Consider the following 23426-nt stretch of genomic DNA (forward strand, 5'->3'; position numbering starts at 1 on the left):
GTCACCCACGCTTCCGGGGAGGGGTTTCTCCCCGGAGCTCAGCTTGACCCGGCAAGGCGTGTTCAGCGCCTTGCCTTTTTTTCGTGCGCCCGGCAGAGAACAATTTACCGACCTCCTGCAGGTGCGAGCGGGAAGTCGCTTGGGCCATACCCGGGATGTCGGCACTGGGCTATAGTCCGGCATGGCAAACTTTCTCGATCGCTTCCTTCCCGTGCTGCCCTTGAACCTGAAAAAAGTAGTTGGCCACGAAATGCACGAAAAAACACGAAATCATTCGTAGTCTTCGCGGCTGAGCACCCATGACCTGTCGGGTTACCCGCCAAACGACTATAAGCTCATGTTTTATTTCGTGACTTTCGTGGCTGAAAAGAGGTTTTAAGGTTGAAAGTTCCTCACCTGATTCTCCGACGCCCCTGCGCGTTTTCACCGGCTGAAAAGCGATGATGTCCGACACCAGAGTTCGCGTCGAAGCGCTGGCCGACGAGTTCGCCGAAGACGCGCGGCGCCTCGCCGCCGAATTGTCCCTGCCGCAGGGCGGGGACGCCGACTTCGCGCTGCAGCTCGGCCCGCTCGGTCTGCAGTGCCAGGACCTTGAGCCGGGGGCCGGCGGCGCAGTGCGTGTCGATTTCGTCGGCGGTGCGGCGGCGCACCGGCGTCTCTACGGCGGCGGCAGCGGGCAGATGATCGCCAAGGCGGTCGGCATCCAGCCCGGCGTCCGCCCGAGCATCCTCGACGCGACCGCCGGCCTCGGCCGCGACGCCTTCGTCCTGGCGCAGCTCGGCTGCTCGCTGACCTTGATCGAGCGGCAGCCGCTGATGGCCGCCCTGCTCGCGGACGGTCTGTGCCGCGGCCTGCTCGACGCCGATGTCGCACTGATCATCGGGCGTATGCGCCTCCTGCCTGGCGATGCAATCGGCCTGATGCGCGCCTGGCCGGAAGAGCCGCCGCAGGTCATCTATCTCGACCCGATGTTCCCGCACCGCGACAAGTCGGCGCTGGTCAAGAAGGAAATGCGCGTCTTCCGCGCGCTGGTCGGCGGCGACGACGACGCGCCCGCGCTCCTCGAAGCGGCGCTGGCACTGGCGACGCACCGGGTCGTCGTCAAGCGCCCGCGCAAGGCCCCCTGCGTCGCCGGCGCGACCCCGGGCTACGCGCTCGAAGGCAAGTCGAGCCGTTTTGACGTCTATCCGAAGAAGTCACTGAAGCCCTGAACGCGATCAGCAGCCCGTCATCGCGAGCCCGAAGGGCGTGGCGATCCAGTGCGTAGGGCTTGCTGTCAGGTCGCTCGAGTTGGAAAGGCCGCGCAACTGGAAGAACGAACTGGATTGCCACGGCGCTAAGCGCCTCGCAATGACGGGACAGCGACGCGTCATCGCGAGCCCGCAGGGCGTGGCGATCCAGTGCGTAGGGCTTGCTGTTGGCGCGCCCGAGTTGGAAAGGCCGCGCAACTGGAAGAACGAACTGGATTGCCACGGCGCTAAGCGCCTCGCAATGACGGGACAGCGACGCGTCATCGCGAGCCCGCAGGGCGTGGCGATCCAGTGCGTAGGGCTTGCTGTTGGGTCGCTCGAGTTGTAAAGGTCGCGAAACTGGAAGAACGAACTGGATTGCCACGGCGCTACGCGCCTCGCAATGACGGGACAGCGACGCGTCATCGCGAGCCCGAAGGGCGTGGCGATCCAGTGCGTAGGGCTTGCTGTTGGCGCGCCCGAGTTGGAAAGGTCGCGCAACTGGAAGAACGAACTGGATTACCACGGCGCTAAGCGCCTCGCAATGACGGGACAGCGACGCGTCATCGCGAGCCCGCAGGGCGTGGCGATCCAGTGCGTAGGGCTTGCTGTTGGGTCGCCCGAGTTGGAAAGGCTGCGCAACTGGAAGAGCGATCTGGATTGCCACGGCGCTAATCGCCTCGCAATGACGGGACAGCGACGCGTCATCGCGAGCCCGAAGGGCGTGGCGATCCAGTGTGTAGGGCTTGCTGTTGGGGCGCCCGAGTTGGAAAGGCTGCGCAACTGGAAGAGCGATCTGGATTGCCACGGCGCTACGCGCGTCGCAATGACGGGATAGCGAATGGCTGCGTTTCATGCACAGAGGTGGCACGAGTCGCCATGATATTTGGCGTAGCGTAACCCGACGAAATCCGAGTCATTCCCGATACAGCGCGCAGGCGGCGATGCGCTGCTCGATCTCGCGCATCATCTCCTCGTAGCGCGGTGCGCCGACGCCGCCGAAGCGCTGCCTGAATTCGGACTCGGTCATGAACTCCGGCAGGTCGGACACTTCGGGGATGAGATCGTCTTCGCCGATGCCGGCGGCGACGCGGCCGACAAGCGCGAGCGCGTTGGGGCCGGTTGCGCGTTGCCCGAACAGCGTTCCGGCGCGATCGGCGGCAAGGTCGGCGAAACTGAAGCCGCTACCGGCGTGGGCGTCTGCGAGTTCCTTGTGCAGGCCGACGGCATCGGCCAGCGGGCTGCCGGCGAAGGCTGCGATCAGCGCCGAGACGCTGAAGTGCTGTGCCAGATCGTGTCGCCCGCGCAGCGTCAGCTGTCGCGGCACGGCCTGCCGCCAGATCCTGGCCTCGGGGATGAGCTCGCTCCAGTGCCGGCCATTGACGTAGAAGGCGAGTACGGCGATCAGCGCCCGCTGCTCGGCGATAGCATCGCCACGCGTCGAGCGTTCGCCAGCCAGGGCCATCAGCGGTGGCAGCAGACGGGTCAGCGACACCGTAGGCGGCAGGGTGACGCTCAGTCGTGCCAGCCGCTCATGGTAGATGCGCAGTCGCTCGCGCTCGGCCGCGCCCAGTGTCAGCGCGCGCAGGCGGTCGGAGATGTCTTCGTTCCATGCCCAGGTGATGCGCAGCCCATCCGGCGTGATGGCGACGCTGCGGATGGCATCGACGGCCAGCCGGTATTCGTCGCTGTCCATCATGGCCAGCTGCGCACGCCTGAGGGCGAGCCTTGCCAGCCAGCCCGGCAGCGGAAGGCGACCGAGCTTGAGCGTCTCGATCTCGGGCAGGCCGGCGCTTTCGCGCAGCACTGCGCGCAGGTTCGCCACGCGGGCCAGCGGGTTTTCCGGCAGCGTGATGGTGGCCTCGATCCTGATCCTGCCCGCTTCCAGCGCGATGCGAGAACTGCCGAGGTCGAGGCGGTTGAGGAAGTAATTGACGAGCAGGTCGAGATCGGAGGCAGACAGGACGAGAGTCCGCAGATCCTCGGCCGGAGCCGTTTCGCCGGGCGCCAGCCGTGGGTCGTTCTGTTGCAGGATCCGCTTCGCGCGCTCGATATCGGCCGGCGTGAATTGCGCGCTGCGCTGTACCGCGGGCGACTCGTGCAGCGCGAGGAACAAGGCCGTTCCCAGCGCAAGCGGAACGCCGATGAAGACAAGCACGAGCAGGGCGACGAAGAGGCGCTTCATTGGGGCTCCGGGAAGTGGCGTCGCGCAAGCTCGCTACGCAGCCGTTCCCCTTCATCATAACAGCCCTCCGAAGGGCGCCGCCTCTGCATCCTGCCAGGTCGGGTTACGCTGCGCTGACGATCGTGGCGAGTCGTGTCACCTCTGAGCATGAAACGCAGCCCTTCGCTGCCGTCATTGCAAGGCGCGCAGCGCCGTGGCAATCGAGTTCTTTCTTCCAGTTTCGCGGCCTCGCCAACTCGGGCGAGCCGATAAGAGCCCTACGCACTGGATCGCCACGCCCTGCGGGCTCGCGATGGCGCATCGCCATTCCGCCATTGCGAGGCGCGCAGCGCCGTGGCAATCGAGTTCTTTCTTCCAGTTGCGCGGCCTCGCCAACCCGGGCGACCCGATAAGAGCCCCACGCCCTGGATCGCCACGCCCTGCGGGCTCGCGATGACACATCGCCATCCCGTCATTGCGAGGCGCGTAGCGCCGCGGCAATCGAGTTCGTTCTTCCAGTTTCGCGGCCTCGCCAACTCGGGCGACCCGATAAGAGCCCCACGCCCTGGATCGCCACGCCCTGCGGGCTCGCGATGACGCATCGCCATCCCGTCATTGCGAGGCGCGCAGCGCCGTGGCAATCCAGTTCGTTCTTCCAGTTGCGCAGCCTTTCCAACTCGGGCGAGCCGATAAGAGCCCTACGCACTGGATCGCCACGCCCTGCGGGCTCGCGATGACGCATCGCTATCCCGTCATTGCGAGGCGCGTAGCGCCGTGGCAATCCAGTTCGTTCTTCCAGTTTCGCGGCCTCGCCAACTCGGGCGACCCGATAAGAGCCCCACGCCCTGGATCGCCACGCCCTGCGGGCTCGCGATGACGAGTCGCCATCCGTCATTGCGAGGCGCGCAGCGCCGTGGCAATCCAGTTCGTTCTTCCAGTTGCGCAGCCTTTCCAACTCGGGCGAGCCGATAAGAGCCCTACGCACTGGATCGCCACGCCCTGCGGTCTCGCGATGACGCATCGCCATCCCGTCATTGCGAGGCGCGTAGCGCCGTGGCAATCCAGTTCGTTCTTCCAGTTTCGCGGCCTCGCCAACTCGGGCGAGCCGATAAGAGCCCCACGCACTGGATCACCACGCCCTGCGGGATCGCGATGACGAGTCGCCATCCCGTCATTGCGAGGCGCGTAGCGCCGTGGCAATCCAGTTCGTTCTTCCAGTTTCGCGGCCTCGCCAACTCGGGCGAGCCGATAAGAGCCCTACGCACTGGATCGCCACGCCCTGCGGGCTCGCGATGACGCATCGCCATCCCGCCATTGCGAGGCGCGCAGCGCCGTGGCAATCGAGTTCGTTCTTCCAGTTTCGCGGCCTCGCCAACCCGGGCGACCCGATAAGAGCCCCACGCCCTGGATCGCCACGCCCTGCGGGCTCGCGATGACGAGTCGCCATCCCGTCATTGCGAGGCGCGCAGCGCCGTGGCAATCCAGTTCGTTCTTCCAGTTTCGCGGCCTCGCAAACTCGGGCGAGCCGATAAGAGCCCCACGCACTGGATCACCACGCCCTGCGGGCTCGCGATGACGAGCTGCTGGTCGCGCACGGTGCCTTCCCCTCAGCCCGTTGTAGTTTCACGTTAACCCGACCCACGAAGCTGCGCGGGCGCGACGTGGGCAATGCACAAAGAAAATGGCCGCAGATCCCTCTGCGGCCATCGCCTGTCGCTGCGTACGGACCAGCTTACTTGGTCGAGAAGAAGTCCTTGACCCGGTCCATCCACGAGTTGGCGCGTGGGTTGTGCTTGCTCGAGTTGGCCTGGCTCGATTCCTCGAGTTCGCGCAGCAGTTCCCGCTGCCGTTCGGTCAGGTTGACCGGCGTCTCGACGACGACGTGGCAGAGCAGGTCGCCGTAGCCGCTGCTGCGCACGCCCTTGATGCCCTTGCCGCGCAGGCGGAAGACCTTGCCCGATTGCGTCTCGGCCGGAATCTTCAGCTTGGCGACGCCTTCGAGCGTCGGGATCTCGATCTCGCCGCCGAGCGCTGCCGTGGTGAAGCTGATCGGCATCTCGCAGTGCAGGTCGTTCTGCTCGCGCTGGAACACACCGTGCGGCTTGAGGTGGATCTGTACGTAGAGGTCGCCGGAAGGCCCGCCGTTGATGCCGTGCTCGCCTTCGCCGGACAGCCGGATGCGATCGCCCTCGTCGACGCCCGCCGGAATCTTCACTGACAGGGTCTTGTGCTGCTTGATGCGACCCGCGCCGTGGCACGAAGGGCAGGGCTCCGGAATGAAGCGGCCGGTGCCGTGGCACTTCGGACAGGTCTGCTGGATCGAGAAGAAGCCTTGCTGCATGCGCACCTGGCCGCTGCCCTGGCAGGTCGGACAGGTTTTCGCCTGCGTCCCCTTCTTGGCGCCGGATCCGTCGCAGGAGTCGCACACCTCCATGGTTGGGATGCGGATCTTGGTCTCGGTGCCGAAAGCGGCCTGTTCGAGGGTGATCTCGAGGTTGTAGCGCAGGTCGGCGCCGCGGTAGATGTTGGAACGACCGCCGCCACCGCGTCCGCCGCCGAAGATTTCGTCGAAGATGCCGCCGAAGGCGTCGGAGAAGCCGCCCATGCCGGCGCCGCCCATCCCGGCCTGTTGGTCGACGCCAGCGTGGCCGTACTGGTCGTAGGCCGCGCGCTTCTGACCGTCGGAGAGGATCTCGTAGGCTTCCTTCGCTTCCTTGAACTGCTCTTCGGCCTTGGGATTGTCCGGATTGCGGTCCGGATGGTACTTCATCGCCAGCTTGCGGTAGGCCTTCTTGATCTCGTCGTCGCTGGCGTCGCGGTTGACGCCGAGGACCTGGTAATAGTCGCGTTTAGCCATTGTGAGCCGTTGGAAATGGTGCAGTCGGGGCGAAGGGCGGGATTATACGTCCCGCCCCGCGCTGGCCGCTCTTACTTCTTGTCCTTGACTTCGGTGAACTCGGCGTCGACGACGTCGCCGTCGTCCTTCTTCGCCTCGCCGCCAGCTGCCGCGCCGGCGGCACCGGCTTCGGCCTGCTGCTTGGCGTAGACCTTCTCGCCGAGCTTCTGCGCCGCAGTTCCGAGCGCTTCCATCTTCGCCTTGATGGCGTCGATGTCGTTGCCGCGGATGCTGTCTTCGGCTTCCTTGATCGCCGCTTCGAGCGCCGACTTCTCGTCGGCCGACAGTTCGGCGCCGTACTCGGTCATCGACTTCTTGACCATGTGGATGGTCGAGTCGCACTGGTTGCGCGCGTCGGCGAGTTCATGCGCCTTCTTGTCTTCCTCGGCGTGCAGTTCCGCGTCGCGGACCATGCGCTGGACTTCTTCCTCCGACAGACCGGAGGACGCCTGGATCTTGATCTTGTTTTCCTTGCCGGTTGCCTTGTCCTTGGCCGAGACGTGCAGGATGCCGTTGGCGTCGATGTCGAAGGTGACTTCGATCTGCGGCATGCCGCGCGGCGCCGGCGGGATGTCGGACAGGTTGAACTGGCCGAGGCTCTTGTTGCCCGAGGCCATTTCGCGCTCGCCCTGCAGCACGTGGATGGTCACCGCGCTCTGGTTGTCGTCGGCGGTCGAGAAGACCTGCGAGGCCTTGGTCGGGATCGTCGTGTTCTTCTGGATCAGCTTGGTCATGACGCCGCCGAGCGTTTCGATGCCGAGCGACAGCGGGGTCACGTCGAGCAGCAGCACGTCCTTGACTTCGCCCTGTAGCACGCCGCCCTGGATGGCAGCGCCGACGGCGACGGCTTCATCGGGGTTCACGTCCTTGCGCGGTTCCTTGCCGAAGAATTCCTTGACCTTGTCCTGCACCTTCGGCATGCGCGTCTGGCCGCCGACCAGGATCACGTCGTCGATGTCGCTGATCTTGAGGCCGGCGTCCTTGAGCGCGATCTTGCACGGGGCGATGGTGCGCTCGACCAGGTCGTCGACCAGCGATTCGAACTTGGCACGCGTGATCTTCAGCGCCAGGTGCTTCGGACCGGTCGCGTCGGCGGTGATGTAGGGCAGGTTGATTTCGGTCTGCTGGCCCGAGGACAACTCGATCTTCGCCTTTTCGGCAGCTTCCTTCAGGCGCTGCAGCGCGAGCACGTCGTTCTTCAGGTTGACGCCCGACTCCTTCTTGAACTCTTCGATGATGTAGTCGATCAGGCGCTGGTCGAAGTCTTCGCCACCGAGGAAGGTGTCGCCGTTGGTCGCCAGCACTTCGAACTGGTGCTCGCCGTCGATTTCGGCGATTTCGATGATCGAGACGTCGAAGGTGCCGCCACCCAGGTCATAGACGGCGATCTTCTTGTCGCCCTGCTTCTTGTCCATGCCGAAGGCGAGCGCGGCAGCGGTCGGCTCGTTGATGATGCGCTTGACTTCGAGACCGGCGATGCGGCCGGCGTCCTTGGTCGCCTGGCGCTGGCTGTCGTTGAAGTAGGCCGGAACGGTGATGACCGCTTCGGTGACTTCCTCGCCGAGGTAGTCTTCGGCAGTCTTCTTCATCTTGCGCAGGACTTCGGCCGACACCTGCTGCGGTGCGGTCTTGGTACCGCGCACTTCGACCCAGGCGTCGCCGTTGTCGGCCTTGACGATCTTGAAGGGCATCAGTTCGATGTCCTTCTGCACTTCCTTCTCTTCGAAGCGGCGACCGATCAGGCGCTTGACCGCGTACAGCGTGTTCTTGGCGTTGGTGACGGCCTGGCGCTTGGCCGGTGCGCCGCACAGGATCTCGCCGTCGTCGGCGTAAGCGACGATCGACGGCGTCGTGCGCGCGCCTTCCGAGTTTTCGATGACCTTGGTCTTGCCGCCTTCCATGATGGCGATGCAGGAGTTGGTGGTGCCGAGGTCGATGCCGATGATTTTGCCCATGTTCAGAATCCTTGTGATGTCTTGTGATGTTTGGTCAGCGGTGGCTTACCGTTGTCGGTTATGTGGGGTGGTCGTGGCCGATTTCAAGCCTTGGCCTTGGCGACGATGACGAGCGCCGGACGCAGCACGCGATCGCCGATCAGGTAGCCCTTCTGCAGCACGGTGATGACCGTGTTCGGCTCCTGCTCGGACTCGAGCATGCTGATCGCCTGATGGCGGTGTGGGTCGAACTTCTGGCCGACGGGGTCAAGCTGGTGCAGGCCCGACTTCTCGAACGCGGCAGCGAGTTGCTTCAGCGTCAGTTCGGTGCCTTCCTTGAGGCTGTCGACGCTCGGCGTCTCGACCGCCAGCGCGGCTTCGAGGCTGTCGCGCACTGCCAGCAGTTCGCCGGCAAACTTCTCGATCGCGTAGCGCGAGGCCTTGGCGATGTCTTCCTGCGCGCGGCGGCGGACGTTCTCGGTCTCGGCCTTGGCGCGTAGCCAGGCGTCGTGGTGCTCGGCGGCCTTCTGTTCGGCGAGGCGGATCGATTCCTCGAGGCTCGGCGTGGTTTCCGCCGGCTCGGTCGGTTCAGCCGCGGGCTGGGTCGGAGTCTCGTCGACGGCAGGGGTGGCGAGCGTGGGGTCCTGGGTGTCGTTTTCTTGCATGGTCAGCGGGTCTCCAAAGGAACTTGCGCAATATGGGGGGCGGCCACCCGCTTTCAAGGGGCGTGCCGATATTTTTTTCAGCGCTGGCTGCGTGCCCAGCGCACGATGCTGGCCGTGTCCAGTGCGCCGGACTGGCGCGCGATCTCTCGGCCGCCCCGGAACAGGATCAGCGTCGGGATGCTGCGGATGGCGAAGCGCGCAGCGATCGCGGGCTCCGCTTCGGTGTCGAGCTTCGCCAGGCGGAACTCAGGTTCGAGCTGCGCCGCTGCGGCGGCGAAGGCCGGCGCCATCGACCGGCAGGGAGCGCACCACGGTGCCCAGAAGTCGACCAGGACGGGCAGGTCGCTGCGTCCGATGTGGCGTTCGAAGCTCGCAGCGTCGAGTTCGAGCGGTTTGGCGGTGAACAGCGGCTGTCTGCATTTGCCGCAAGTCGGCGTGTCGGCCAGTCGCGCCGACGGAATACGGTTGACGGCTGCGCAGTGCGGGCAGACGAGGTGCAGCGAATCGTTCGACATGGCAGGGCTCCGGATGGGGATGGCCCGCATATCGGGGCATTCGCGCGCGCTTCAAGCGTCGGGTCAGGCTGCGCTGACGCTCATGGCGAGTCGTGCCCCCCCTGAGCATGAAACGCAGCCATTCGCTACCGTCATTGCGAGGCGCGCAGCGCCGTGGCAATCCAGTTCGTTCCTCCGTCTCCTCGCCCTTGGCCGCCTCCACGGCCGACCCGAAACGAGACCTACGCCCTGGATCGCCACGCCCTGCGGGCTCGCGATGACGCGTCGCCATCCCGTCATTTCGAGGCGCGCAGCGCCGTGGCAATCCAGTTCGTTCTTCTGTCTCCTTGCCCTTTCCAGCTATCCACGGGCGAGCCGATATCAGCCCTAGGCACTGGATCGCCACGCCCTGCGGGCTCGCGATGACGGGCTGCTGCTCCGGGCCGCGTCTTTACCTCGTCCCTTCGCAGCTTCACGTTAACCCGGGCTGGCCGCTCTCGTGGGAGGGCCGGAGGGCCCGAATGGACGCTCGTCAGCGCACCGCGCCGAGTTCGCGGGCGCGGCGCAGCCGTTCGGCGAGTTCCTCGCTCGACTGGGTGCCCTTGGTCGGCCAGCCCGACAGGTGCCGTGCGGCGATCTCGCCGAGCGCGTGGATCCAGTCCTCGCTCTCGTTGAGGCAGGAGATGAAGTGGAACTCCTCGCCCCCGGCGCCGATGAAGTCGTCACGGCCCTCGATCGAGATTTCCTCGAGGGTTTCCAGGCAGTCGGAGACGAAGCCCGGGCAGATCACGTCGACGCGTTTCACGTTCGAATGCGCCAGCGCTTTCAGCGTGTCGGTGGTGTACGGCTCAAGCCAGGCCGCGCTGCCGAAGCGCGACTGGAAGCAGACTGCGTACTGGTCCTTGCTGAGGCCGAGTGCCTCGGCCAGCAGGCGGCTGGTCTTGTGGCACTCGCAGAAGGTCGTGTCGCCGACTTCCAGCGTCGAGCGCGGCACGCCGTGGTAGCTCATCACCAGGCGGTAGCCTTTCTCGGGCCGGCCGTGTTTGGCCCAGTGGCGGCGCACGTTCGCGGCGAGCGCGGCGATGTAGCCGGGGTGATCGGGGTAGCTGCGCACCGTACGCAGTTCGGGCTGGTTGCGGCAGGCCTGCGCCCAGGAAAACGCGGTGTCGAAGGCGGTCGCGGTCGTGCTCGCCGAGTACTGCGGATAGAGCGGCAGCAGCAGGATCTTGTCGCAGCCCTCGGCCTTCAGCTTCGACAGCGCGTCGCCGATCGACGGCCGACCGTAGCGCATCGCGTGTTCGACGCGTACGTTCAGTCCCTGTTCCTTGAAGAACTCGCCGAGCAGCCGGGTCTGTTGCTCGGTATGGACGCGCAGCGGCGATCCCTGTGCGGTCCAGATCGCCTTGTACTTCACGGCTGAACGCGCCGGCCGCAGATTGAGGACGATGCCGTTCAGGATCAGTAACCAGAGCGGGCGCGAGGTTTCGACGACGCGCGGGTCGGACAGGAATTCCCGAAGGTAAACGCGCACCGCTTTGGTCGTGGGCGCTTCCGGCGTGCCAAGGTTGATCAGCAGGACCGCCGTCTTCGACGGTGCGTCATGGCATGCGGGAGGTTCGATCATGTAGCGGGGCATCAGCTTAAGCCTGTTGTGTAAGGGCGGACGACAGCAGCCGCGCCGTGATATCGACGATCGGAATGACACGCTCGTATGCCATTCGGGTTGGCCCGATGACTCCGACCGAGCCGACGATACGACCGTCAACCTCATAGGGTGCAGTAACGACGCTGCATTCGTCAAGCGGTGCGAGGCCCGACTCGCCGCTGATGAAGATCTGCACGCCGTCGGCACGGCTCGACAGATCGAGAAGTTGCATCAAGGCCGTGCGCTGTTCGAAGAGGTCGAACAGCTCGCGCAGGCGCTTCATGTTGGAGGTGAATTCCTCGACGTCGAGCAGGTTGCGTTCGCCGGAGAGGACGTACTCGCCACCCGGGGCGGCGAGCGCCTCGTCGCCAGCGGCCAGTGCCGCAGCCATCAGTCCCTGCAGGTCGCCGCGCAGCTGCAGCATCTCGTCCTTGATCTTGCTACGGATCGCGTCGAAGTTCTGGCCGGCGAAATACTGGTTCAGGTAATTGCCGGCGGTGACCAGTTCGGCCTGCGAGTAGCTACGGTCGGGGCAAAGGATGCGGTTCTGCACGTCGCCGTCGGCGGTGACGAGGATCAGCAAGATGCGCTTTTCGGACAGGCTGACGAACTCGATCTGCCGGATGCGCGGCGAGAGGCGCCGTGGCGCGAGGACGATGCCGGCGAAGTGGGTGAGTCCCGAGAGGAGCTGCGAGGCGTTGCTGATCAGCTGTTGCGGCGGCGAAGGGTGCAGCTTGACCTCGATGGCGTCGATCTTGTGCTGCTCGAGCGGCTGCACGGTGAGCAGGGTGTCGACGAAGAAGCGGTAACCGCGCGCGGTCGGCACGCGTCCGGCCGAGGTGTGCGGGCTGGCGATGAAGCCGCTCTCCTCGAGGTCGGCCATCACGTTGCGCACCGTCGCCGCGGAAAGATCGAGCCCGGAGAACTTCGAGAGCGCGCGCGAGCCGACCGGCTGGCCGTCGGCAATGTAGCGCTCGATGAGCGTTTTGAGAAGGATTCGCGAGCGATCGTCGAGCATAGAGGCCGAATTCTACAAAAAATGTGCCTGCCGCGGGGCCCATGCATGCGTTTGTGGTTTAATTCGGCGCATGGAAACCGGTTCAGCCCTCGCAGACGCTCCCCAATCGCCGCAGACCATCGCCCTGATCGGCAGGTTTGCAACTCCCGAAGCCTCGGCTTCGCTCGCGGTCCTTGCCCGCTACCTCGAAGCGCGCGGGATCAGGATCCTGGTCGAGGCGGGCACCGCGCGCTCGGCAGCCGGCGGCGAGCTTGCCGGCTGGCCGGAACGCGATTTTACCGCGATCGGCGCCGAAGCCGACCTCGCGATCGTCCTCGGCGGCGACGGGACGATGCTGCACACCGCGCGCGAGCTCGCGCCCTTCGCGACGCCGCTGGTCGGGGTGAACCAGGGCCGGCTCGGCTTCATGACCGATATCGCGCGCAGCGAGATGATCGAGCGCATCGACGAACTGCTCGCCGGACGCTTTCTCCCCGAGACGCGCATGTTGCTGGAGTGCGAGGTGCTGCGCGACGGCGAGCGCGTCGCCGGCGGTCTCGCGCTCAACGAGGTCGTGGTGGACAAGGGCGAGATCGGACGCATGATCGAGTTCGCGTTGTTCATCAACGGTGAGTTCATCTACAACCTGCGCGCCGACGGGCTGATCGTCGCCACGCCGACCGGTTCGACCGCGTATTCGCTGTCGGCCAACGGTCCGATCCTGCACCCGCAGGTCTCCGGGATCGCACTGGTGCCGCTCTGTCCGCACGCGCTGACCAACCGGCCGGTGATCATCGGCGACAGCGCCGAGATCACGATCCGCATCGCGCAGGCTTCGTCGGCGCGCGCCCACCTCGACGCCCAGCTGACCGTCGATCTGCGGCCCGACGACCGCGTGCTGATCCGCCGCTCCGGCCATTCGATCCGTTTCCTGCACCCGCCCGGCTACAGCTATTTCGCGATGCTGCGCGCCAAGCTGCACTGGAGCGAAAGCCCGCAGGGGCGGGCGCCGAACTCCTGATCCACCTTCTCATCCTTCGCCGAGATCATGCTGCATCGTCTGACGATTCGAGATTTTGTCCTGGTCGATAGGCTCGACCTTGAATTCGACCTGGGCTTCGGGGCGCTCACCGGCGAGACCGGCGCCGGCAAGTCGATCCTGGTCGACGCGCTGGCGTTCACGCTCGGCGAGCGCGTCGACAGCGGCGTCGTCCGCTCCGGCTGCGAGCGCGCCGAGGTCAGCGCCGAGTTCGACCTCTCGCCGCCAGTCGCCGACTGGCTCGTCGCCAACGACTTCGACGTCGGCGAGTCGCTGCTCCTGCGCCGCCTGATCGACGCCGGCGGTCGCTCGCGCGGTTACATCAACGGTTCGCCGGCGACGCTGCAGCAACTGCGCGAGGTCGGTGAATCGCTGGTCGACATCCACGGTCAGCACGCGCACCAGTCGCTGCTGCGCGCCGAGGCGCAGCGCGCGCTGGTCGACGCGCACGGCGGACTCGACGGGCTGCGTGCCGAGGTCGCTGCCGCGCATCGCGCCTGGCGCGCTGCGGTCACGGCGCGGCAGACCGCGCTCGAAAACGCCGAGGCGCTGATCGCCGAGCGCGAGCGGCTCGACTGGCAGGTGCGCGAACTCGAACGCCTCGGCTTCGCCGCCGACGAGTGGGAGGCACTGAACCACGAACACCGGCGCCTCGCGCACGCGACCGGACTGATCGACGGCGTGCGCGGCGCGCTCGCCCTGATCGCCGACGACGACTCGGGCGAAGGAGCGACGCGGCAGATCGACCGCGCCAGCGAGCGCATCGACGCGCTGGTCGAGGTCGATCCCGCGCTCGCCGAGATCGCCGGTCTGTTGCGCTCGGCGCAGGCAGAACTGGCCGATGCCTCCTCGCAGCTGCGCCGTTACGCCGACCGCATCGACCTCGACCCGCAGCGCCTGGCCGAGATCGAGCGGCGCATCGAGGCGACCCTCGACTGCGCACGCAAGTACCGCGTCGCGCCCGAGGAACTGCCGGCGCTCCTGGTCGGCGGCCGCGCGCGGCTGGCCGAGATCGGTGACGCTGCCGATCTGGCGGCGCTCGACGCGCGCGTCGCCGCTGGACAGGCGCACTACCAGGAACTCGCCGACCGCCTCTCCGCGGCGCGGCGCGAGACCGCCGAGCGGCTGGCCAGCGCGGTCAGCCGCGTCATGCAGCAGCTGGCGCTGGGGGGAGGGCGCTTCGAGATTGCCCTGCTGCCGATCGCCGCGGGCAGCGCCAACGGCAACGAGCAGGTCGAGTTCCGCATCGCCGGGCTCGCCGGCGGCGAGGCACGCTCGCTGGCCAAGGTCGCTTCCGGCGGCGAGCTGTCGCGCATCAGCCTCGCCATCCAGGTCATCGCCAGCCAGGCGGCGCAGGTGCCGACGCTGGTCTTCGACGAGGTCGACGTCGGCATCGGCGGCGGCGTCGCCGAAGTCGTCGGCCGCCTGCTGCGCGAACTTGGCGACGGCCGGCAGGTGCTCTGCGTCACCCACCTGCCGCAGGTCGCCGCGCGTGCCGGCTGGCAGTGGCGCGTGGTCAAGGAGCGCTGCGAAGACGGCATCCGCAGCCGCCTCGTCCAACTCGACGCCGACGGCCGCGTCGAGGAAATCGCGCGCATGCTCGGCGGCGTCGAGATCACCGCGATCACCAGGCAGCACGCGCGCGAGATGCTCGGGGACTGAGCGAGCGAGGTGTCGGCTTACGCTTCGCTGACGGTCATGGCGAGTTCCGCCGCCCCGGAGCATGACCCGAGCCCGTTCGCCGACATTCAGTCATTGCGAGGCGCGTAGCGCCGTGGCAATCCAGTTCGTTCATCTGTACTTGCGGCGTTGCAGATAGACGTGGGTGAATCTTGAACTCCCCCACGAACTGGATCGCCACGCCCTGCGGGCTCGCGATGACGGGCTGCTGCTCCGGGGCAGCGCCTTTGCTTCATCCCTTTGCAGTTTCACCTTGACCCGATCTACGCGGTGCCACGTGGTGCGCTTTCGGCGCCGACTCAGCCGCCGGCGAGCAGGGTCCATACCCCTGTCAGCGCGAACACGCCCGCCGCGGTCCAGCGGATGGCGGTCAGCGGCAGCCGTCCGGCGAGTTTCTCGCCGAGCAGCACCGCCGGCACGTTGGCGGCCATCATGCCGATGGTCGTTCCGGCGACGACCGAGGCCAGCGCGTCGAAGCGCGCCGCCAGCGCGATGGTCGCGAACTGCGTCTTGTCGCCCATCTCGGCGAGGAAGAAGGCCACCAGCGTGGTCATGAAGGCGCCAGCATGGCCGACTGCCGGCGCTTCGTCCTCGTCGAGTTCGTCGGGTTTCAGCGTCCATGCGGCAAAGACGATGAAGAGGATGCCGGTGGTCCAGCGCAGTGCTTCCGCGCTGAAGAAGGACGCGATCCAGGCGCCGAGCGAGCCGGCCAGACCGTGATTGGCGAGGGTGGCGACGAGGATGCCGGCGATGATCGCCGGCGGCCGCCTGAGCCGCGCGGCAAGGACGAAGGAGAGTAGCTGCGTCTTGTCGCCGATTTCGGCGAGCGCGACGAGCAGCGTCGAGGTGATGAAGGCTTCCATGGGGATTGGCGAGGGCGGAGCGCGCGGTGCGCACCGTGCGGCAGTGCAGGTCGTTGGGAGAGGGGGCGGCGAAGGCCGCCGCGGGTTCAGTCGTCAGCGCCCGGCCCGGCGTCCACGGAGCGGGCGTTACCCGATTCGCGGTGCGGGCAGTCGGGTTTCCGGCACTCGGCGTAGAGGTAGAGTGCGTGCCCCTGGATGGCGAAGCCGCGCTCCTTGGCGATCTTCGTCTGCCGGCGCTCGATTTCCGCGTCGTAGAATTCCTCGACGCGGCCGCAGTCGACGCAGACCAGGTGGTCGTGGTGTGTGCCCAGGTGCTTCTCGAAGACCGCCTTGCCCGATTCGAAGTGGTGCCGTTCGAGCAGGCCGGCCTGCTCGAACTGAGTCAATACCCGATAGACCGTCGCCAGGCCGATGTCGACGTTTTCGGCGACGAGGATGCGATGCACGTCCTCGGCGGCGAGGTGGCGCACGCTCGAGCGTTCGAAGAGTTCAAGGATCTTCAGGCGTGGCGTGGTGGCTTTCAGTCCCAGGCTCCGGAGCTCTTCTGGCGTGCTCATCGTTTTCCTTGTCGGCGGATCGTGGTGGATCGCGGTGGACGAAGCCCGGCGTGCAGGGCTTCCTGCGCGGGGCGTCGGTCGCGGGTTTTCGGTTATGATATCGGACCGCCGAGCGGGGGAGAACTCTCCAACGGAGAATCTTTCGCAAGACGCCGCCGCGCGCGGCCGCTTTCCCGACCGATCCCTTGCCCATCACACCTGAGCTCTTCTGCGCATGATTTCAACGCGATTCCTGGGCGCCGCCCTCCTGTTGGCAGCTGTTTCCGGCTGCTCCTCCGTCCCGAAACTGGTGACCGAGTATCGAATCGACATCCAGCAGGGCAACGTGCTGACCCAGGAGATGGTCTCGCAACTGCGCCCGGGACAGACCCGTGATCAAGTGCGCTACATCCTCGGGACACCCCTCCTGGTCGACATGTTCCATGCCGATCGCTGGGACTACGTCTACCGGCTGCGCAAGGGCAAGACCAACGAGGTCGAGGCGCGGAAATTCACGGTTTATTTTGGTGCCGACGGGCGTCTCGCGCGCGTCGCGGGCGACGTCGATCCGGCCACTGCGCTCGATGCGCAGGGCGAACCGGCCGAGCGTTCGCGGGTGATCGATCTCGGCTCGCTGGCCGAAGGGGCCACGCTGCCGCCTGCTGAGGAGCGCGGCTTCGTCGGCAAGATTCTGGAAAAGGTAGGTTTGTGAGGTGAGTGCGGTGAAGATTGCGATTGTTGGCGCCTGCGGGCGCATGGGGCGGATGCTGATCGAGGCGACGCTCAAGGACAGCGAGGCGGTGCTGGTCGCCGCGATCGATCGTGAGGGTACGCCCGGGATCGGCCGTGACGCCGGCGAGGCGATCGGCATGCACGCCGGCGTGGCCGTCACGAGCGACGTCGAAGCCGGCATCGCCGCAGCCGACTGCCTGATCGATTTCACGCGTCCGGAAGGGACGCTGCAGCACCTGGCGATCTGCCGCCGGCACGGCGTCGCTGCGGTGATCGGTACCACCGGTTTCGACGACGCCGGCAAGCAGGCCATCGCCGACGCGGCACAGGAGATTCCGGTCGTCTTCGCGCCGAACATGAGCGTCGGCGTGAATGTCGTCTTCAAGCTGCTCGACATGGCGACGCGGATCATGACCGAGGGCTACGACATCGAGGTCTTCGAGGCGCACCACAAGCGCAAGGTCGATGCGCCCTCGGGCACCGCGCTGCGCATGGGCGAGGTGATCGCGCAGGCGCAGGGGCGCACGCTCAAGGACTGCGCGGTCTATGCGCGCGAGGGCGTCACCGGCGAGCGCGAGGAAGGAACGATCGGCTTCTCGGTGGTGCGCGGCGGCGACATTGTCGGCGACCACACGGTGATGTACTGCGGTGACGGCGAACGCGTCGAGATCACGCACAAGTCGGCGAGCCGCATGCCCTACGCGCTCGGCAGCCTGCGCGCCGCGCGTTTCCTCGCCGGTCGCAAGAACGGGCTGTTCGACATGCAGGACGTGCTGAATTTGCGCTGAATCCGGCTTGCATCGGTCACCGATTCGGGCCTTCCGCCCCTCCCACGGCGGTTCCGATGCCGCGGGAGCTTTTCGTGGGAGCGGCGGCAGCCGGGAACGCGTGCGCAGCAGCGGCGTTGCGGCGAATGATCGGGCGTCAAGGGCGCCTGCGCCTCGGCTCGCGCGGGCCTTGGCGGCGCCCGCGTTGCCGTGAGGGGTGCTTTTCGGCTATAATTACCCGGTCCGTTTGGATGTAAGCGGGAGGGCTGCGAGCCCTTCCGCTTTTGCGTATCTAAAGCCCGCCATTCTCCGGGCTGCGCGTCCAATCGCATCAACAGGAGTGATTCGTGTCGTCGTCCCCCACCCTGCATCCCGATTTCCCACCCGCGATTCTGGCCCTGGCCGACGGTTCGCTCTTTCGTGGACATGCCATCGGCGCCACCGGCCGTGTCAGCGGCGAGGTGGTTTTCAACACGGCGATGACCGGCTACCAGGAGATCCTCACCGATCCTTCCTACTGCCGGCAGATCGTCACCCTCACTTATCCGCATATCGGTAACGTCGGCTGCAACGACGAAGACTTCGAGTCGGCCGCCAACCACGCCGCCGGCCTAGTCATCCGTGACCTGCCTGCCCGCGCGCAGAACTGGCGCAAGCAGGAGGACCTGTCTTCGTACCTCAAGCGCCACGGTGTCGTCGCCATCGCCGGCGTCGATACGCGCCGCCTGACCCGTCTCCTGCGCGAGAAGGGTGCCCAGGCCGGTTGCATCCTCACCGGCGAAGACGCGGAAGCCGCGATCGCCGAGGCGCAGGCCTTCCCCGGTCTGGCCGGCATGGATCTCGCCAAGGTCGTCTCGGTCGATGCGGCCTACGAGTGGAACACCTGCGCGGCCGCCGGCAAGGGCGCCGGCGAGTGGACGCTGCAGGGCTACCAGGCGGCTCCGGCCTCGTCCTTCCACGTCGTCGCCTTCGACTTCGGCGTCAAGCGCAACATCCTGCGCATGCTGAGCGACCGCGGCTGTCGCGTCACCGTCGTCCCGGCGCAGACCCCGGCTGCCGACGTGCTGGCGCTGAATCCCGACGGCGTCTTCCTCTCGAACGGCCCCGGTGACCCCGAGCCCTGCACCTACGCGATCGCGGCGATCCAGGAGCTGCTCGCCAGGAAGATCCCGACCTACGGCATCTGCCTCGGCCACCAACTGCTGGCACTCGCTTCCGGTGCGCGTACGCTGAAGATGAAGTTCGGCCACCACGGCGCCAACCATCCGGTCAAGGACCTCGGCACCAACCAGGTGCTGATCACCAGCCAGAACCACGGCTTCGCGGTCGATGGACAGTCGCTGCCGGCGAACCTGCGCGCGACGCACGTCTCGCTGTTCGACGGCTCGCTGCAGGGCATCGAGCGTACCGACGTGCCGGCGTTCTCGTTCCAGGGACACCCCGAGGCGAGCCCCGGCCCGCACGACGTGGCCTACCTGTTCGACCGATTCATCAAGCTGATGCAAGACAATAGGGCGAAAAATGCCTAAGCGCGAAGACCTGAAGAGCATCCTCATCATCGGCGCCGGCCCGATCGTCATCGGTCAGGCCTGCGAATTCGACTACTCCGGCGCGCAGGCGTGCAAGGCGCTGCGCGAGGAGGGTTACCGCGTCATCCTGGTCAACTCCAATCCGGCGACGATCATGACCGACCCGGAGATGGCCGACGTCACCTACATCGAGCCGATCACCTGGAAGGTGGTCGAGAAGATCATCGAACGCGAGCGTCCCGATGCGCTGCTGCCGACCATGGGCGGCCAGACCGCGCTGAACTGTGCGCTCGACCTCGCACGCCACGGCGTGCTGGAGAAATTCGGCGTCGAGATGATCGGTGCCTCGCGCGAGGCGATCGACAAGGCCGAGGACCGCGAGAAGTTCAAGCAGGCGATGACCAAGATCGGCCTCGGCTCGGCACGCTCGGCGACGGCGCACTCGATGGAAGAGGCGCAGCAGGTGCAGGCGATGATCGGCTTCCCGGCGATCATCCGTCCGTCGTTCACCATGGGCGGCTCGGGCGGCGGCATCGCCTACAATCAGGAAGAATTCGTCGAGATCTGCAAGCGCGGTCTCGAAGCCAGCCCGACCAGCGAACTCCTGATCGAGGAGTCCTTGCTCGGCTGGAAGGAATACGAGATGGAAGTCGTCCGCGACAAGGCGGACAACTGCATCATCATCTGCTCGATCGAGAACCTCGACCCGATGGGCGTGCACACCGGTGACTCGATCACGGTGGCGCCGGCGCAGACGCTGACCGACAAGGAATACCAGATCATGCGCAACGCGTCGATCGCGGTGTTGCGCGAGATCGGCGTCGATACGGGTGGTTCGAACGTCCAGTTCTCGATCAACCCCGACGACGGCCGCATGATCGTTATCGAGATGAACCCGCGCGTGTCGCGTTCGTCGGCGCTCGCTTCCAAGGCCACTGGTTTCCCGATCGCCAAGGTCGCCGCCAAGCTCGCGGTCGGCTACACGCTCGACGAACTCGCCAACGAGATCACCGGCGGCAAGACGCCGGCGTCGTTCGAGCCGTCGATCGACTACGTCGTCACCAAGGTGCCGCGCTTCGCCTTCGAGAAGTTCCCGCAGGCCGACTCGACGCTGACCACGCAGATGAAGTCGGTCGGGGAAGTGATGGCGATCGGCCGCACCTTCCAGGAATCTCTGCAGAAGGCCCTGCGCGGGCTCGAGGTCGGCGTGGACGGCTTCAACCTGAAGACGGTGGACCCGGAGACGATCGACGAGCAACTGGCGCGTCCGACCCCCGACCGCCTGTGGTACGTCGCCGATGCCTTCGGCGTCGGCATGAGCATCGACAAGGTGTTCGAGCTGACCCGGATCGATCCGTGGTTCCTCGAACAGATCAAGGAGATCGTCGACCTCGAACTCGCGGTCGAGAAGCGCGAACTCGCCTCGATCTCGGCCGACGAACTGCGCTTCCTGAAGCGCAAGGGCTTCGCCGACCGTCGTCTGGCGCACCTGCTGCGCACGACCGAGCAGGCCGTGCGCGAGCGCCGCCACGCGCTCGGCGTCCGTCCGGTGTACAAGCGCGTCGATACCTGTGCCGCCGAGTTCGCGACCGACACCGCCTACATGTACTCGACCTACGAGGAAGAGTGCGAGGCGAACCCGAGCGACCGGAAGAAGATCATGGTGCTCGGCGGCGGACCGAACCGCATCGGCCAGGGCATCGAGTTCGACTACTGCTGCGTGCATGCGGCACTGGCGATGCGCGAGGACGGCTACGAGACCATCATGGTCAACTGCAACCCGGAGACCGTGTCGACCGACTACGACACCTCCGACCGCCTCTACTTCGAGCCGCTGACGCTCGAGGACGTGCTCGAAATCGTCGCCGTCGAGAAGCCGGTCGGCGTCATCGTCCAGTACGGCGGCCAGACGCCGCTGAAGCTGGCGCTGGCGCTCGAAGCCAACGGCGTGCCGATCATCGGCACCAGCCCGGACATGATCGACGCCGCCGAGGACCGCGAGCGCTTCCAGCAACTGTTGCATGAGCTCGGCTTGAAGCAGCCGCCCAACCGCACCGCCCGTACCGAGGCCGACGCCCTGCGCCTGGCCGACGAGATCGGCTATCCGCTGGTGGTCCGTCCCTCGTACGTGCTCGGCGGCCGCGCGATGGAAATCGTGCATGAGCAGAAGGACCTCGAGCGCTACATGCGCGAGGCGGTCAAGGTCTCGCACGACTCGCCGGTGCTGCTCGACCGCTTCCTCAACGATGCCTGCGAGGTCGACATCGATGCGCTCTCCGACGGCGATGAAGTGATCATCGGCGGCGTCATGGAGCACATCGAGCAGGCCGGGGTGCACTCGGGCGACTCGGCGTGCTCGCTGCCGCCTTACTCGCTGTCCGGCGAGATCCAGGAGGAACTGCGCCGGCAGACCGCGGCGATGGCCAAGGCGCTCAACGTCGTCGGCCTGATGAACGTGCAGTTCGCGATCCAGGGCGACCAAGTCTATGTGCTCGAAGTGAACCCGCGCGCCTCGCGCACGGTGCCCTTCGTTTCCAAGGCGACCGGACTGCAGCTGGCGAAGATCGCCGCGCGCTGCATGGTCGGGCGCAAACTGAAGGACCAGGGCGTGACCAAGGAGGTCATCCCGCCTTACTTCTCGGTCAAGGAAGCGGTCTTCCCGTTCAACAAGTTCCCCGGCATCGACACGATCCTCGGCCCGGAAATGAAGTCCACCGGCGAAGTGATGGGGGTCGGCGTCAGCTTCGCCGAGGCCTTCTTCAAGTCGCAGCTCGCCGCCGGCGTGCGTCTGCCGAGTTCGGGCAAGGTCTTCATCAGCGTCAAGGAGTCCGACAAGGGCAAGGCCGTCGCCGTCGCGCGCGACCTGCACGAGGCCGGCTTCCTGATCGTCGCCACGCGCGGCACGGCGAAGGCGATCGCCGCCGCCGGCATCCCGGTGACGCCGGTGAACAAGGTGGTCGAGGGCCGTCCGCACATCGTCGACATGATCAAGAACAACGAGATCGTGCTGATCATCAACACCGTCGACGAGAAGCGCCAGGCGATCAACGACTCGCGCTCGATCCGCACCTCGGGTCTGGCCGCCCGCGTCACCAGCTACACGACCATCTGGGGCGCTGAAGCCGCTGCCGAAGGCATCCGCAACAGCGGCGAACTCGTCGTCTATCCCATCCAGGAGCTGCACGCGCAGCTCGTTTGATCCACTCTTCAACCGCCGCCAGCCTGCAAACGCGCCGGCTGGCGGCGGTTTTGTTTTGGTGATCCCCCATGAGCAAGGTTCCATTGACGCTGAACGGTGCCGAAAGACTGCGCGCCGAACTGCACAAACTGAAGACCATCGAGCGGCCGGCGGTGATCGCGGCGATCGCCGAAGCGCGCGCGCACGGTGACCTCTCCGAAAACGCCGAGTACGACGCGGCCAAGGAACGGCAGGCTTTCGTCGAAGGCCGCATCCAGGAGGTCGAGGGCAAGCTCTCGCACGCACAGATCATCGATCCGAAGCTGCTCGACGCCGGCGGGCGCTGCGTCTTCGGCGCCACCGTCGACATCGAGGATCAGGATACCGGCGAAGCGGCGACCTATCAGATCGTCGGCGAGGACGAGGCGGACATCAAGGCCGGCAAGGTATCGGTCAATTCACCGATCGCCCGCGCGCTGATCGGCAAGTTCGCCGGTGACGTCGCGCAGGTGATGGCGCCCGGTGGCATGCGCGAGTACGAAATCCTCGACATCCGCTACGAGTAAGCGGTGCGCAGACTCGGCGACGCACTCTTCTGGCTCCTGCTGACCCTGTGGGTCGGCGGGCTGTGGAGCATCGGCTACCTGGTCGCGCCGACGCTTTTCTCGGTCCTCCCCGACCGCCAGCTCGCCGGCAACGTCGCCGGCCGGCTGTTCTCGCTGATCGGCTGGATCGGCATCGGCAGCGCCGCTTACCTCCTGCTCTACCAGCTGCTGCTTCACCGCCTCGGCGCCTTTCGCCGCGCGCTGTTCTGGCTGCCGTTCCTGATGCTGCTGCTGTCCCTGGTCGGGCAGTTCGGCGTGCAGCCGCTGATCGCGCAGATCAAGGCCGAGGCCGCGGCACGCGAAGCGGTCGCCGCTGCGGTCGATGTCCTGTTGAAGGATCGCTTCGCCACCTGGCATGGTGTCTCCAGCATCCTCTACCTGGTGCAGAGCCTGCTCGGCGCGGCGATGGTGGTGCTTGCCGGCGCACGCACCGGCGGGCGCACGCGGCGCTGATGGTCGTCGCCCGACGCACG

At 66.3% G+C, this 23426-nt stretch carries 19 protein-coding genes; 10 read left to right on the forward strand and 9 right to left on the reverse strand.

The window, feature by feature from the left end:
* Positions 1-443 precede the first annotated feature (443 nt).
* Together CCR84_RS03710 and CCR84_RS03715 are read left to right on the forward strand one after the other, a co-directional pair.
* Positions 444-1211 carry a class I SAM-dependent methyltransferase gene (locus tag CCR84_RS03710; protein WP_201209781.1) on the forward strand — a complete coding sequence of 256 codons (768 nt, stop codon included), beginning with the start codon at positions 444-446 and terminating at the stop codon, positions 1209-1211.
* A gap of 421 nt (positions 1212-1632) precedes the next feature.
* Complete coding sequence (locus CCR84_RS03715) at positions 1633-2067, forward strand: hypothetical protein (RefSeq protein WP_201209783.1); 435 nt, start codon at positions 1633-1635, stop codon at positions 2065-2067.
* A 78-nt stretch (positions 2068-2145) separates the two neighbouring features.
* Here CCR84_RS03715 and CCR84_RS03720 read toward each other — a convergent pair whose 3' ends face one another.
* The 7 genes from CCR84_RS03720 to hrcA form a co-directional block, all read right to left on the reverse strand.
* Positions 2146-3414, reverse strand: coding sequence for a YfiM family lipoprotein (locus CCR84_RS03720; protein ID WP_201209785.1), 1269 nt, complete (start codon positions 3412-3414; stop codon positions 2146-2148).
* Between the two features lie 1711 nt (positions 3415-5125).
* Complete coding sequence (gene dnaJ / locus CCR84_RS03725) at positions 5126-6250, reverse strand: molecular chaperone DnaJ (protein WP_201209787.1); 1125 nt, start codon at positions 6248-6250, stop codon at positions 5126-5128.
* A gap of 71 nt (positions 6251-6321) precedes the next feature.
* Complete coding sequence (dnaK, locus tag CCR84_RS03730; RefSeq protein WP_201209790.1) at positions 6322-8244, reverse strand: molecular chaperone DnaK; 1923 nt, start codon at positions 8242-8244, stop codon at positions 6322-6324.
* A gap of 83 nt (positions 8245-8327) precedes the next feature.
* A complete protein-coding gene (gene grpE, locus CCR84_RS03735; protein WP_201209792.1) occupies positions 8328-8888 on the reverse strand; it encodes a nucleotide exchange factor GrpE in 561 nt (186 codons plus the stop codon).
* A 77-nt stretch (positions 8889-8965) separates the two neighbouring features.
* Complete coding sequence (trxC, locus tag CCR84_RS03740; protein ID WP_201209794.1) at positions 8966-9403, reverse strand: thioredoxin TrxC; 438 nt, start codon at positions 9401-9403, stop codon at positions 8966-8968.
* 511 nt (positions 9404-9914) lie between these two features.
* Positions 9915-11018 carry a ferrochelatase gene (gene hemH, locus CCR84_RS03745; protein WP_201209802.1) on the reverse strand — a complete coding sequence of 368 codons (1104 nt, stop codon included), beginning with the start codon at positions 11016-11018 and terminating at the stop codon, positions 9915-9917.
* 4 nt (positions 11019-11022) lie between these two features.
* Positions 11023-12045, reverse strand: a complete 1023-nt coding sequence (gene hrcA / locus CCR84_RS03750; RefSeq protein WP_201209803.1) for a heat-inducible transcriptional repressor HrcA — start codon at positions 12043-12045, stop codon at positions 11023-11025.
* A 70-nt stretch (positions 12046-12115) separates the two neighbouring features.
* On the opposite strand from hrcA, the gene CCR84_RS03755 reads away from it, so the two are divergent.
* Positions 12116-13045 (forward strand): NAD kinase, encoded by a 930-nt coding sequence (locus tag CCR84_RS03755; protein ID WP_201209804.1) that lies wholly within the window; start codon positions 12116-12118, stop codon positions 13043-13045.
* A 27-nt stretch (positions 13046-13072) separates the two neighbouring features.
* Complete coding sequence (gene recN / locus CCR84_RS03760; protein ID WP_201209805.1) at positions 13073-14725, forward strand: DNA repair protein RecN; 1653 nt, start codon at positions 13073-13075, stop codon at positions 14723-14725.
* Between the two features lie 317 nt (positions 14726-15042).
* Here the strand turns inward: recN and CCR84_RS03765 are convergent, their stop codons facing one another.
* Together CCR84_RS03765 and fur are read right to left on the reverse strand one after the other, a co-directional pair.
* Positions 15043-15606 (reverse strand): TMEM165/GDT1 family protein, encoded by a 564-nt coding sequence (locus CCR84_RS03765; RefSeq protein WP_201209806.1) that lies wholly within the window; start codon positions 15604-15606, stop codon positions 15043-15045.
* Positions 15607-15692: 86 nt separating this feature from the next.
* Positions 15693-16163, reverse strand: a complete 471-nt coding sequence (fur, locus tag CCR84_RS03770) for a ferric iron uptake transcriptional regulator (protein WP_201209810.1) — start codon at positions 16161-16163, stop codon at positions 15693-15695.
* 289 nt (positions 16164-16452) lie between these two features.
* On the opposite strand from fur, the gene CCR84_RS03775 reads away from it, so the two are divergent.
* From CCR84_RS03775 to CCR84_RS03800, 6 genes are all read left to right on the forward strand, one after another.
* Positions 16453-16854 (forward strand): outer membrane protein assembly factor BamE, encoded by a 402-nt coding sequence (locus CCR84_RS03775; protein ID WP_338052559.1) that lies wholly within the window; start codon positions 16453-16455, stop codon positions 16852-16854.
* Between the two features lies 1 nt (position 16855).
* A complete protein-coding gene (gene dapB, locus CCR84_RS03780) occupies positions 16856-17662 on the forward strand; it encodes a 4-hydroxy-tetrahydrodipicolinate reductase (protein WP_201209812.1) in 807 nt (268 codons plus the stop codon).
* A gap of 326 nt (positions 17663-17988) precedes the next feature.
* On the forward strand, positions 17989-19170 hold the full coding sequence (carA, locus tag CCR84_RS03785; protein WP_338052560.1) for a glutamine-hydrolyzing carbamoyl-phosphate synthase small subunit: 1182 nt from the start codon (positions 17989-17991) through the stop codon (positions 19168-19170).
* A complete protein-coding gene (gene carB / locus CCR84_RS03790) occupies positions 19163-22369 on the forward strand; it encodes a carbamoyl-phosphate synthase large subunit (RefSeq protein ID WP_201209815.1) in 3207 nt (1068 codons plus the stop codon). Before carA ends, carB begins: the two co-directional genes overlap by 8 nt.
* A gap of 68 nt (positions 22370-22437) precedes the next feature.
* Entirely contained in the window at positions 22438-22914 is a 477-nt protein-coding gene (gene greA / locus CCR84_RS03795; protein ID WP_201209816.1) for a transcription elongation factor GreA, read from the forward strand.
* Positions 22915-22917: 3 nt separating this feature from the next.
* The gene (locus tag CCR84_RS03800; protein ID WP_201209817.1) at positions 22918-23406 is read left to right on the forward strand and encodes a DUF4149 domain-containing protein; all 489 of its coding nucleotides are present in this window, start codon (positions 22918-22920) and stop codon (positions 23404-23406) included.
* Positions 23407-23426: the final 20 nt, after the last annotated feature.

Origin of the sequence: Rhodocyclus purpureus (genome assembly GCF_016653115.1) — a bacterium.
Taxonomy (GTDB): Bacteria; Pseudomonadota; Gammaproteobacteria; order Burkholderiales; family Rhodocyclaceae; genus Rhodocyclus; species Rhodocyclus purpureus.

Bases quoted from the DNA above. Each gene is read 5' to 3' on its own strand.
- recN (WP_201209805.1), top strand. From the start codon at position 13,073: ATGCTGCATCGTCTGACGATTCGAGATTTTGTCCTGGTCGATAGGCTC.
- greA (WP_201209816.1), top strand. From the start codon at position 22,438: ATGAGCAAGGTTCCATTGACGCTGAACGGTGCCGAAAGACTGCGCGCC.
- grpE (WP_201209792.1), bottom strand. From the start codon at position 8,888: ATGCAAGAAAACGACACCCAGGACCCCACGCTCGCCACCCCTGCCGTC.
- CCR84_RS03765 (WP_201209806.1), bottom strand. From the start codon at position 15,606: ATGGAAGCCTTCATCACCTCGACGCTGCTCGTCGCGCTCGCCGAAATC.
- carB (WP_201209815.1), top strand. From the start codon at position 19,163: ATGCCTAAGCGCGAAGACCTGAAGAGCATCCTCATCATCGGCGCCGGC.
- CCR84_RS03720 (WP_201209785.1), bottom strand. From the start codon at position 3,414: ATGAAGCGCCTCTTCGTCGCCCTGCTCGTGCTTGTCTTCATCGGCGTT.
- trxC (WP_201209794.1), bottom strand. From the start codon at position 9,403: ATGTCGAACGATTCGCTGCACCTCGTCTGCCCGCACTGCGCAGCCGTC.
- hemH (WP_201209802.1), bottom strand. From the start codon at position 11,018: ATGCCCCGCTACATGATCGAACCTCCCGCATGCCATGACGCACCGTCG.
- CCR84_RS03710 (WP_201209781.1), top strand. From the start codon at position 444: ATGTCCGACACCAGAGTTCGCGTCGAAGCGCTGGCCGACGAGTTCGCC.
- dnaK (WP_201209790.1), bottom strand. From the start codon at position 8,244: ATGGGCAAAATCATCGGCATCGACCTCGGCACCACCAACTCCTGCATC.
- CCR84_RS03755 (WP_201209804.1), top strand. From the start codon at position 12,116: ATGGAAACCGGTTCAGCCCTCGCAGACGCTCCCCAATCGCCGCAGACC.
- fur (WP_201209810.1), bottom strand. From the start codon at position 16,163: ATGAGCACGCCAGAAGAGCTCCGGAGCCTGGGACTGAAAGCCACCACG.
- dnaJ (WP_201209787.1), bottom strand. From the start codon at position 6,250: ATGGCTAAACGCGACTATTACCAGGTCCTCGGCGTCAACCGCGACGCC.
- hrcA (WP_201209803.1), bottom strand. From the start codon at position 12,045: ATGCTCGACGATCGCTCGCGAATCCTTCTCAAAACGCTCATCGAGCGC.
- CCR84_RS03715 (WP_201209783.1), top strand. From the start codon at position 1,633: ATGACGGGACAGCGACGCGTCATCGCGAGCCCGAAGGGCGTGGCGATC.